The sequence below is a fragment of the Litoribacterium kuwaitense genome (assembly GCF_011058155.1).
Lineage (GTDB): Bacteria > Bacillota > Bacilli > Bacillales > DSM-28697 > Litoribacterium > Litoribacterium kuwaitense.
The window spans coordinates 22,733-29,507 of the sequence record NZ_JAALFC010000041.1; the positions used below are offsets into that span (position 1 = coordinate 22,733).

Genomic DNA, 6,775 nt, shown 5'->3' on the forward strand with positions numbered 1-6,775 from the left:
TTTTTGGATCAGCCTTCACAAAAAAGTAATCCGATGAGTGGCCAAACTCATGCGCGGATTGCTTTTTTCTTTATTGTAGCAAGAAAATTAGTGTAGCAAATGGCACCATTGTGAAGCTAGAGGTGACGTGTCGGGTATGAAAAAATGATCATAGATCCCACCCCCACCCATTGTTCAACTTTACAAAGCTGGCACATCGAAACGTGGTTGGTTTTAAAGTGAGTCAAACATATTTCCAAAACAGTCCTTGACAACGGTTGCAATTTATCTTTTAATAGTAAAAGAGAATTTAACTTAAACGTTTAAGAAAAAACACAATAAGACGTTTAGTGGTTCTTTACTTAAATCTCTGTAATTCATTTGGAGAAATGTTAAGATTTACATGGAGTGATCTTGAAATTTATTATAAAGGATAATAGTGATTGTGAAAAAAAAGAAACCAACACTTTATGATGTTGCACAAAGAGCTAATGTATCCATTGCGACGGTTTCTAATGTCTTGAACAACAAGAGTGAGGCTAGTGAAAAAACAGTTCAGCGAGTCCAACAGGCTATCAAAGAGCTTGGTTATTCGCGGAATGAATCCGCTCGGAGTTTAAAGAGCGGTGATAGTAAGCTGATTGGACTCATTGTTCCAGATAACAACCCTTTTTTCACCGAAATCCTAAGCGGGATTCAAGAGGAGTGCCAGCATTACGATTGGCAAGTTGTTGTTGCCAACTCAGAGGAAAGTGAGCTACGGCAAAACCAATTGATTGAGCTCTTAATGGCGCAACAAGTTAGTGGGATGATTGTCGCTCCGGTGACCGATCAATTAAACCCTTTAGCAAGGAAAAGAGACACCCCAATCGTTCTCGTTGACCGTGAGATCGAGCAGCTTCAGTTGCCAGTTGTGAAAGCGGATAATATTGACGGAAGCTACAAGGCAACTAAGAGACTTTTGTCAAACGGGCATAAACGAATAGGTATTATTTTAGCTTCTCCAGGGATTAGTACAACAATACAACGGCGTCAAGGCTATGTCGAAGCTCTACATCATATGAACATCGGGGTAGACGAAGATTTAATACGCTTTGGTGGAAGTTATAAAGGAACAAATGCCCAAATCAACGGTGGTTATCAATCTGTCATGGACATGATGAACTTGCCGTCCCCGCCAACGGCTATTTTTGCGACAAACCATTTACTAATGATTGGTGCGGTCAAAGCGTTGAAAGAGTTACGCTTGAAAATACCAGCAGATATTAGTTTTATTGGGTTTGACGACCATCCTTGGCAGCAGATCAGTGAGCCATCATTTACGATTGTGTCACAGCCTGCGTTCGAGATGGGCAGACAAGCGATTCATGCATTGCACAAATTTAAACGACATCAAGAAATCAGTACAACGTCTTTGCCATTGCAGCTAGTATTGCGAGAGTCGTGTGGAACGCCTAGATGAAGTTCCACCGGCTTCTTTACAGCATAAAAACTTAAACGTTTAAGTTTCGGAGGTGGTTTTATGAGCAATCATCAAATGTTAGTAGAAATGAAAGGGGTTTCGAAATTCTTTAATGGCGTGAAGGCCATTCATAACGTTCATTTAAAGATACGTAAAGGGTCGGTTCATGCCTTAATGGGGGAGAACGGCGCAGGTAAGTCGACAACAATGAAAATCCTATCCGGTATTTATAAGCCAACGTCCGGCACGATTGAGCTGGAAGGAAAAGAAATTCACCTAAATCATCCGAAAGCCGCCCTTGATCATGGTATTGCAATGATTCACCAAGAGCTCAGTCCTATTCAGGAAATGACTGTAGCTGAAAATATCTTTTTAGGTCGTGAGCCCCTATACCCAAAGACACCATTAATTCATTATCAAAAAATGTACAGGGAAACGAAAGCGATGATTGAGGATCTTGGGTTATCGATCCATCCAAAAAAGAAGATGAAGGAGCTTAGTGTTTCTGAAATTCAAATGGTGGAAATCGTGAAAGCGGTTGCCTATGATTCCAAAGTGATAATTATGGATGAACCGACGTCCTCTCTAGCAGATAAAGAAGTTGAGCAGTTATTTAGGATCATTAACCGTTTAAAAGCAGACGGAAAAGGAATTATTTACATTTCACACAAGATGGATGAAATCTTTCAAATTGCTGATGACATCACTGTGTTTCGCGATGGTGAATACATCACGACAAATCCGGCAAGTAAGCTTACTGAAGAAACATTAATTCAACAAATGGTCGGACGAGAACTCAAAGACATCTTTCCGGCGAGAACACCGACTGCCCATGAAGACATTGCTCTGGAAGTTAAACAAATGACAGCACAAGGGTATTTTGAGAACGTTAGTTTTCACTTGAAAAAAGGAGAAATTTTAAGTTTAACCGGGCTGATGGGTGCTGGGAGAACAGAGGTTGTGAAAGCCATTTTTGGGATGATTTCGCTTGAGCGAGGGTCAATTGAAATCAATGGAGCACCGGTAAAGATCAAAAATCCGAAAGACGCGATTAAGCAAGGCATTGCTTTTGTCACTGAAGATCGTAAAGAAGAAGGCTTAGTGCTCCCGTTGTCCGTCAAGAAAAATATGACTCTACCTACGCTTGATCACATCTCGGCTGGTCCAATGGTAAAGGGCAAAGTAGAAAATCGCGTGGCAGATGAGATGATCGAGCAGCTTCGTATTAAAACGTACAGTAAAAATCAGTTCGTTGAAACGTTGAGCGGGGGAAATCAACAAAAGGTTGTCATTGCCAAATGGCTATTAACGAAGCCAAAAATATTAATTTTAGATGAGCCGACGCGCGGGGTAGATATTGGCGCAAAAACGGAAATCTATAAATTAATGGACGAGCTTACAAAAGAAGGTTATTCCATTATGATGATTTCCTCTGAAATGCCAGAGGTGCTCGGGATGAGTGATCGTATTTTAGTCCTCAGTGAAGGTCGAGTGACCGGGGAATTAAACAGAGGAGAAGCGACACAAGAAAAAATACTTGAGCTTGCAACAGCAAATAAAATCGGGGGGTAAACGATGAGCAATCAAGTAGCTTCAGACAAATTAACGAAAAGCGAACAGAGAACAAAAAAAGTCGCGCACTTTGTCTCTGAATACGGAATTTTACTAGCTTTACTTTTGATGGTTGTCATATTGACGATGTTAAGTCCAAATTTTTTAACGTCTTCTAACCTTTTAAACTTGTTTAGACAAGTTTCGATTAACGCCGTGCTGGCGATTGGCATGACGTTTGTCATTCTCACGAAGGGGATCGATTTGTCGGTCGGATCGATATTAGCGTTATCTGGTATTGTCGCCGCGTCTTTATCGGTAGGGCCCGATTCAAATCTATTGCTCGGTATTATCGCAGGTCTTGCGGTCGGTTTGCTCTTTGGGGCAATCAACGGCGTCGTCGTTTCTAAATTCAAAGTGACACCTTTTATTGCAACATTAGGAATGATGGCAATCGCCAGAGGATTTACGTATATCTACAGTGATGGTCAGCCGATTTCGGGTCTATCAGAGCCTTTTCTTGCCATCGGTTCTGGGTCGTTTCTAGGCATGCCAATTCCCGTCTGGATCGTCATCATTGCCTTTATCATTTGTAGTATCGTGCTTTACAAAACGAAATTTGGTCGTTATGTGTATGCTGTTGGAGGAAACGAAAATGCTACCTTAACGTCAGGGATTAGCGTCAACAAGACGTTAATGTCTGTCTACTGCATTAGCGGTCTGCTTGCCGGACTGGCAGGCGTTATTCTCGCATCTCGTGTATCCTCAGGACTCCCGCAAGCTGGGGTATCTTATGAATTAGATGCAATTGCTGCCGTTGTCATTGGTGGGACAAGTCTTATGGGAGGTCGAGGGCGATTATGGGGCACATTAGTCGGTGCACTCATTATTGGTGTCTTGAACAACGGATTGGATTTATTAGCCGTTTCCTCATATTGGCAGCAAGTCATTAAAGGAACGATCATTATTATTGCTGTGTTAGTTGATCGAAAACGATCTTAATATACGATATCAAGCATTTGATATAAAAACATTTGCAAAAAGGGGAGAATGACCTTGAAAAAGATGAACAAAGCACTTTTGCTCGTTGTCGTTTTAGCAACGATGGTTATTACAGCTGCTTGTGCCAATGAAGGAGGCAGTGCAGAAGGAAGCGAAGGGAAGAACGATGAAGCGGTTAAATTAGGATTTCAAGTGTATGGCTTACGTGGAGAGTACGCAACGAATTTGACAAATGCAATGGAAGCCAAAGCTGAAGAGCTAGGTGTTGAACTCGTCGTCATGGATGGAAATTATGACGTAAGTACAGCCATTTCACAGCTGACAAACTTAGAAACACAACAGGTCGATGCGATAATCGTCAACCCGATCGATGAAGAAGCTTTAAACAACACAGTCAATCAAATTGTTGAGAATGGCACACCCGTATTAGGTGTCAATGCTTTCTTAACAGCGGAAAAATTGACAACCTTTGTTGGCTCTCCAGATGTCATTGCTGGTGAAGAAGAAACGAAGCAGATGGTTGAAGCATTAAATGGTAAAGGCAATGTTGTTATGCTTGAAGGTCCTATCGGACAGACCGGTCAAGTCGGACGCCGGAAAGGGATTGACAACATTTTAGCAGAAAATCCTGACATCAAATTACTTGCTGAGCAAACCGCAAACTGGTCACGCGCTGAAGCATTAAGCACTATGGAAAACTGGATTCAAACATATGGTGATGACATTGACGGCGTTATCGCACAGAATGACGAAATGGCGATTGGAGCGATCAATGCGTTAAACGCTCAAGGTATGAATGACATACCGGTCGTCGGTGTTGACGGTGTTAAAGATGCACTGCAAGCAGTGAAAGAGGGTACGATGATTGCAACTGTGTTCCAAAATGCACAAGAACAAGGAGAAACAGTCATTGAATTAGCCATTAAAGCAGCAAAAGGTGAAGAGATTGATCAAAAGTATGAAATCCCATTTGAACTTGTGACGAAAGAAAATGTTGATGAGTATCTAGAATAATCATTAACGGGGGTAAGAGAGCCTCATATACGTTTTTTCCATATGAAAGGTTCGAACTTACCCCCGTCATCTTTTACTAAATTTTCTTAGTGCAAATAAAGGAGGATATTCGTTATGAAGGCAGCTGTTTTAACAGATTTAAAAACGATAGACATCCAAGATATTGACCTTCCAGCGATCAATGACGATGAAGTATTAATCCAAATAAGAGCTGTTGGATTGTGTGGATCGGATGTGCATTACTATGAACATGGGAAAATAGGTAACTTTATTGTCGATAAACCACTTGTTCTCGGTCATGAAGCGTCGGGAGATATTGTTCAGGTAGGGAACAATGTGACTGGGCTTAAAGAAGGACAGCGCGTCTCAATTGAGCCAGGAGCAACATGTGGAACATGTCGTTATTGTAAAGAGGGACGGTACAACCTATGCCCGCACGTCGAATTTTTAGCGACCCCGCCATATGACGGCGCATTTTGTGAATTTATTTCAATGAGGGCTGACCTCGTCTTCCCTATACCTGATACGATGAGCTATGAGACTGCAGCGCTCATTGAGCCATTTTCTGTTGGCGTACACGCCATTCATCGAGGCAGGCTGCAAAAAGGCGAAACGGTGATTATTATGGGAATGGGTCCGATTGGCTTAGTGACTGCAGCTGCCGCGAAAATGAATGGGGCCAAAACGGTGATCGGTGTTGATTTAGAAGAGAGCAGGCTCGAGGTTGCGAAAGACATGGGCACAGATTATACAATTAACCTTCGTCAAGAAGATCTGCAGGAAAAAGTGAAGGAATACACAAGTGGTGCAGGTGTTGACCTTGCCATTGAAACAGCAGGGAACGCAAAAGCCGTACAAGGCGCCATTGCTGTCGCTCGTGCCGGTGGTAGGGTCGTCATCGTTGGCATGTCTCCGCAGGATGAGGTACCAATGAGCACGTCTGCGATCATTGATAAAGAGTTAGATGTCATGGGGGTATTTCGCTATCATCACACGTACGCTCCTGCAATCGAAATGCTATCCAAAACAGACATTCAAATTGAAAAAATGATTACAAACTACTTCCCATTAAGTCAGACGGCAGATGCCATTGAGCAGTCGATTCAAGATAAGGCGAATACGCTAAAAATAATCATTCAGCCAGATCAATAGAATTCGTGTACAAGAAGGATTTCTCGGGATAAGTTAGTTAGAATGTAGACAAAGTCATATCGATTTTGTCTACATTCATGTGTGCTTGATACGATAAAGACTAGTTGGGATAGAAATAGATAGCGAACAGGTTTAAGCTAGATGAAGATTTTGGAAATATTAAAAGTGAGGAAGATGTTACTGGGCATTGTCCTGCATATCAAAAGCTTACGACTCACTAGTGAGGTAAGAATTGAACTACCCCCACTTAACACTCTTACGAGCTGTTTGAAGTGGGAGATTCCTAAGAACACGAGCGTAACCGCCAGTTATTGATTAGGCTATCCCCGTAGTTCCTACGGTTAGAAGCCTTATCGCTTCGTTTTTAAGATTTTGTCCTGCGTTCATATCTCGATTGTGATGCGTGCCACAAGAAGGGCAATCCCACTCACGAAGGTTGAGATTTTTAACGTCTTTATTTTGGTAGCCACAGCTCGAGCATAGTTGAGAACTTGCAAATATTTTTCCAACAACAACTAGGACCTGTCTGAAAACTAAAGAATAATGTGGTACGATTGGTGAAAAATGAATGGAGCGACGAGCATGACGCAAAGACGGTACGAAATAAACGATGAA

The 6,775-nt window shown here is 42.0% G+C and carries 6 protein-coding genes; 5 read left to right on the forward strand and 1 reads right to left on the reverse strand.

Features of this window, described 5'->3' with window-relative positions:
* Positions 1-424: 424 nt before the first annotated feature.
* The 5 genes from G4V62_RS16035 (at position 425) to G4V62_RS16055 (ending at position 6,160) form a co-directional block, all read left to right on the forward strand.
* On the forward strand, positions 425-1,441 hold the full coding sequence (locus G4V62_RS16035; protein WP_312855518.1) for a LacI family DNA-binding transcriptional regulator: 1,017 nt from the start codon (positions 425-427) through the stop codon (positions 1,439-1,441).
* 60 nt (positions 1,442-1,501) lie between these two features.
* A complete protein-coding gene (locus G4V62_RS16040) occupies positions 1,502-3,013 on the forward strand; it encodes a sugar ABC transporter ATP-binding protein (RefSeq protein ID WP_281359615.1) in 1,512 nt (503 codons plus the stop codon).
* A 3-nt stretch (positions 3,014-3,016) separates the two neighbouring features.
* Entirely contained in the window at positions 3,017-3,994 is a 978-nt protein-coding gene (locus tag G4V62_RS16045; protein ID WP_165204016.1) for an ABC transporter permease, read from the forward strand.
* A 63-nt stretch (positions 3,995-4,057) separates the two neighbouring features.
* A complete protein-coding gene (locus G4V62_RS16050) occupies positions 4,058-5,008 on the forward strand; it encodes a substrate-binding domain-containing protein (protein ID WP_246218486.1) in 951 nt (316 codons plus the stop codon).
* A gap of 114 nt (positions 5,009-5,122) precedes the next feature.
* A complete protein-coding gene (locus G4V62_RS16055) occupies positions 5,123-6,160 on the forward strand; it encodes an NAD(P)-dependent alcohol dehydrogenase (RefSeq protein WP_165204022.1) in 1,038 nt (345 codons plus the stop codon).
* 315 nt (positions 6,161-6,475) lie between these two features.
* Here the strand turns inward: G4V62_RS16055 and G4V62_RS16060 are convergent.
* Positions 6,476-6,775: zinc ribbon domain-containing protein (locus G4V62_RS16060; RefSeq protein WP_246218480.1), on the reverse strand; the 300-nt coding region annotated here is incomplete at its 5' end.

Excerpts from the sequence above, each read along its gene's own strand:
- G4V62_RS16040 (WP_281359615.1), top strand. The coding sequence starts at position 1,502 with ATGAGCAATCATCAAATGTTAGTAGAAATGAAAGGGGTTTCGAAATTC.
- G4V62_RS16050 (WP_246218486.1), top strand. The coding sequence starts at position 4,058 with ATGAACAAAGCACTTTTGCTCGTTGTCGTTTTAGCAACGATGGTTATT.
- G4V62_RS16045 (WP_165204016.1), top strand. The coding sequence starts at position 3,017 with ATGAGCAATCAAGTAGCTTCAGACAAATTAACGAAAAGCGAACAGAGA.
- G4V62_RS16055 (WP_165204022.1), top strand. The coding sequence starts at position 5,123 with ATGAAGGCAGCTGTTTTAACAGATTTAAAAACGATAGACATCCAAGAT.